This is a genomic window from Pseudoalteromonas sp. TB51, from assembly GCF_000498055.1.
GTDB classification, from domain to species: domain Bacteria; phylum Pseudomonadota; class Gammaproteobacteria; order Enterobacterales; family Alteromonadaceae; genus Pseudoalteromonas; species Pseudoalteromonas atlantica.
Window position 1 is genome coordinate 1 of record NZ_AUTO01000110.1, and the last position, 4,293, is coordinate 4,293.

Below are 4,293 nucleotides of genomic sequence, written 5' to 3' on the forward strand. Positions count from 1 at the left end.
TAGCCGTGAATTAAAGGCGCTTTAAAGCGTTGTGTTCCTTGTTTTTACTGGCACAGGAAAGTACCATAGCTAAAATTTGTCTTTTTGTTGTGATTGATTTTATAACACTTAGGTGTGAACTTTATTGCAATTAGACAGCCAAATAATAAATGTAAAGTTAATGTTGATTTTACACTGAACCAAATTCGGTATTACCCACTCATATACGTGTAAAACAATTAAAGGGTATGCTAAGGAGAAATATCTGTGCAGTATTGGATCCCAAAAGCACTTGCAGTGAGTGTATTGGTAAGTTTATCAGGGTGTAATGTTTTTATTAATGAAGCGCACAACGAACGCAATTATCGTACGCATGAAGGTGTTAAAACCCCGCCATCGTTATCTCAACCAGCGCAAGATCCGGTTTATAAAATGGATGTGGGCCAATACGATAACAACCCTGAGGCAACAAACTATCGTCCACCAGCACAGGTTTTAACTGTTGCTAAAGGTAGCTGGGTAGAAGAGGGCGATAAACAAGCGCGTATTTACTTTGATAAAAACGATGGCATTGTTGATTTAGATGAATTTGTTTGGGACTCAATTAAAGCGGTTATTGCCGAAAATAATGCAACAACCACAAAAGAAGATAAGCTACTTGGTATTATCGAAACTGACTGGTACTCAATAATTAAAGCTGAAGAGAGCTGGTTGTGGGGCGATGAGGTAAGCGAAAACCAAGAGCGCTTTAGATTTACAATTGAAGAAAAATCGCATCAGCGTACTGCTTCGTTACGCGCTGAACTTATTGACTTTAAAGGTGATGACACGTTAACTGATTTACTTAAGCAGCAATTAGAAGTACGCGCGCTTAACCAAGTTGTGGCTGAATTTGATTATCGCTACCGTCAGTTAGAAGTAGAAAACCGTAAGCGCCAAGGTATTATTTCTTTAGAAATGGGCTTTGATAACAAAGGCAATGCTGCACTTGTTACTGAGCAATCATACGATGCAGTATTCGACCGCTTCTCGGGCTTTTTAGAGCGCCTATCGTTTACCATTGTTGAGATTAAAACCGATACCGGCTTAATAACTGCCGACTACAACAAGCCAGAAAGCAGTGTATGGGATTCTATTTGGGGCGACGAAGTTGCGCAGCTTCCTATTGAAGAAGGCCAATACCAAATTTTAGTGAGCAAAACTAAAGAAGGCGGTACAAGCTTAACCTGGATGGATGACAAAGGCGAAACACTCGAACCTGGCACCATGAATGGTTTACAACAAGCGTTAGAAGCAGCACTTATTCAGCGCGGCATCAAAATATAATAATTAATAATAAGTTTTTACTACAAAAAGAGCGCTTTGCTCTTTTTGTAGTTTTTATGGATTAAAAAATATGTCTCAGTTACCTCCTCGCGGGCACTATACGTGGCGCACTTGGTTTACTTTTTTAGTACCGTCGTTAATTGGTGTGTTTTTATTTATGACACCCATTCCTACCGCAGACGGGATGACCATTCCTATTGCGTTAATGGCTAAAGGCGTGCAAGCGTTGATGTCTGGCTCTGCGCAAGCAATTATTACCCTTATTATTTGTATTACTGGCGTTATGTCGGTGATCACCAAAGTATTTAAACCCGCCGCTATTTGCCAATCACCCCTGTTAAAGCATTTATTTGATGTAAGTGTAGTGTGGTTAGTGGTGCGTTTATTCGGTATGGCGTTTGTGCTAATGACCCATTTAGGGTTAGGTAGTGAGGCAATCACCTCTGCAAACACAGGCGCTTTGGTATTAAACGACTTATTACCTGTTTTGTTCTCGGTATTTATACTGGCCGGTTTATTACTGCCTTTACTAATTAACTTTGGGTTATTAGAGCTTGCAGGCACCATGCTAACCAAGGTAATGCGCCCTGTATTTGGCGTACCTGGGCGAAGTGCAGTTGACTGTACTGCGTCGTGGTTAGGTGATGGCAGTGTTGGTATTTTAATGACCGCAAGGCAGTACGACCAAAAGCACTACACGCAGCGCGAAGCCGCTATTATTGGTACTACGTTTTCGGCGGTTTCTATTACCTTTAGCTTGGTGGTTTTAGGCCAAGTGAAATTAGAGCACTTATTTGCCCCATTTTATGCCACCGTATGTTTAGCCGGTGTGGTTGCCGCTATTATTGTGCCGCGCTTACCGCCACTTCGCTTTAAAAAAGATTTACTTATTGATGGTAGTGAGCCAAATCGCGATGCTGAGGCTATCCCAACGGGTAAAAGCTTAGTAGGGCACTCACTTGATGTAGCATTAGCAAAAGCCAATAACTCGTCGGGCTTTAAAGGTACCTTAAAAGAGGGTGTACATAATGCGCTTGATATGGTGTTTGGTGTACTGCCTGTTGTAATGGCCGTAGGAACATTTGCACTTATTATTGCTGAGCACACGCCGGTATTTCAATATTTAGGTATGCCGTTTGTGCCATTTTTAGAGTGGTTACAAGTACCCGAAGCACAGGCCGCGGCACAAACTATTATGGTGGGATTTGCCGATATGTTTATTCCGTCAATTTTAGCTGCGGGCACCATTGAAAGTGATGTAACTCGCTTTATTATTGCCGCAATGAGCGTAACTCAGCTAATTTACATGTCTGAGGTTGGCGCACTTTTACTGGGCAGTAAAATACCGGTAAACATTGTTGAGCTGTTCGTTATATTTATTTTACGTACACTTATTACGCTGCCGGTTATTGCCTTAATGGCGCATTGGTTAGTTGGCTAGTCGTGTATTTTTATAAAAAGCCCTGATTTATCAGGGCTTTTTTGTGGCTAGTTATTTCAATTTAACCTAATACTTAACCCTTTTAAGTGGCAAATTGATACTAAATACGAATGAAGATTAAAAACGCCTTGCCACTGAAAGAGTTAAAAAGTTTAAACCTGGGTTAGGCTCTTTAAATCCAGCGTTTGAGTAATGAATAACCCGAAGCGCTACGTTAGTGTGGCCAAAGTCTGCAACTAGGCCGATACGGTCTTCAAATTGGTAGTGGGTACTGATATTTTTGCCTGCAAATTTAGTTTCATCAATAAGCGATACGCCAATACCTGCTTCAATATAAAACGGGGTATTATGAAAACTAAAAGCAGGAAACTGCAGTACGGGCGACATAGCCAAAACAAGATTAGATTGCGAGTTGTCACCATGGCGGTATTCCCACATATTAACGCTGGTTTCAAAATAAAAGCGCGCATCGCCCACTAAGTTTTGTAAGCTAGGGGCATGATATTGATAAGCCAGCTTAACGCCATTCACGTTGCCTTCGCCCTTGAGAACATCTACGGCGTAACCATGATTAGACTGCGCAAACGCCGTGTTACCCCATACAGAAATAACTAAAAATAGAATAAGTGTGAAAGTTTTATATACCGTTTTCATAACTGCCAAATTGATGTGTGAGTCGAATGAGTAAATAAATGATAAGGGCGGGCCATTCACATTTTCAATGAGGACAAAATGCCGCTTGTTTATGGGGTGTTAACAGGGAAGGCTTAACTAATTGAAAATAAATAGTTTATTTAATTGGTGCTGTTTTGGCATTAATAAGGTGCATTTTTGTGTCTGTTTTTGTGGCTTAAAATCGCGTAATTTAGCCACATCTTAATCACACACATGGTCACGCTCATGAAACTTTTTAACACTATTTTTATTGCTGCTGCCTTTTTTAGCAGCGCGTTATTTGCGCAAACGGCGCAGTCGCCTCAAAATATGCTTGAGGGCGTTGCCGATACGCTTTTTAGCGATATTGCAAAAGTAAATGCACAAGGCGATGCAAGCAAAGCCGATATGGCGCGCATTGTAGAGACGCGTTTAATGCCAAACATAGATATTAAGTTTGTGTCGTTTAAATTGCTTGGTAAGCATATAAAAGGCATTGAGCGCGAGCAAGCTGTACGTTTTATTGATGCAGTAGAGCATTATTTAACAGGTACTTACGCAGGTGCGCTAATGAAATACACCGGCCAGCAAGTAGTATTTGAACAAGATACCGCTAAAAGCGACTCTGAGTACGCTACAGTTAAAACGCAAATTATTGAGCCAAATGCACCCGTGATTGATCTGCATTTTAAGCTGCGCCAAGGTAAAGACCAGCAATGGAAAGTTTACGACATTGTTGCCGAAGGTATTTCGCTTTTAAGCGCTAAGCAAAAAGAGATCATTCAACGTATTTCTGATGTAGGCTTAGAGCAAGTAATTACCGAACTAAAAAATAAATAGTTCACTTCCTGATTAAGACCCTCTCCAACCACAAAAGCAGCCGCACTAAAGTG

The 4,293-nt window shown here is 41.0% G+C and carries 4 protein-coding genes; 3 read left to right on the forward strand and 1 reads right to left on the reverse strand.

The features are described 5' to 3' along the window. Window positions 1–246: 246 nt before the first annotated feature. Together bamC and L650_RS0105600 are read left to right on the forward strand one after the other, a co-directional pair. Complete coding sequence (bamC, locus tag L650_RS0105595) at window positions 247–1,305, forward strand: outer membrane protein assembly factor BamC (RefSeq protein ID WP_029772477.1); 1,059 nt, start codon at window positions 247–249, stop codon at window positions 1,303–1,305. A 70-nt stretch (window positions 1,306–1,375) separates the two neighbouring features. Then, window positions 1,376–2,746, forward strand: a complete 1,371-nt coding sequence (locus L650_RS0105600; RefSeq protein WP_029772478.1) for a YjiH family protein — start codon at window positions 1,376–1,378, stop codon at window positions 2,744–2,746. A gap of 117 nt (window positions 2,747–2,863) precedes the next feature. Here L650_RS0105600 and L650_RS0105605 read toward each other — a convergent pair whose 3' ends face one another. Next, a complete protein-coding gene (locus L650_RS0105605) occupies window positions 2,864–3,400 on the reverse strand; it encodes an acyloxyacyl hydrolase (protein ID WP_029772479.1) in 537 nt (178 codons plus the stop codon). Window positions 3,401–3,646: 246 nt separating this feature from the next. Here L650_RS0105605 and L650_RS0105610 point away from each other — a divergent pair, with 246 nt between their 5' ends. Continuing rightward, complete coding sequence (locus L650_RS0105610; RefSeq protein ID WP_029772481.1) at window positions 3,647–4,240, forward strand: phospholipid-binding protein MlaC; 594 nt, start codon at window positions 3,647–3,649, stop codon at window positions 4,238–4,240. The last annotated feature ends 53 nt before the right edge of the window (window positions 4,241–4,293 follow it).

What these genes read in the sequence shown, in the direction of transcription:
- L650_RS0105610 (WP_029772481.1), top strand. Translation starts at nt 3,647, where the DNA reads ATGAAACTTTTTAACACTATTTTTATTGCTGCTGCCTTTTTTAGCAGC.
- L650_RS0105605 (WP_029772479.1), bottom strand. Translation starts at nt 3,400, where the DNA reads ATGAAAACGGTATATAAAACTTTCACACTTATTCTATTTTTAGTTATT.
- L650_RS0105600 (WP_029772478.1), top strand. Translation starts at nt 1,376, where the DNA reads ATGTCTCAGTTACCTCCTCGCGGGCACTATACGTGGCGCACTTGGTTT.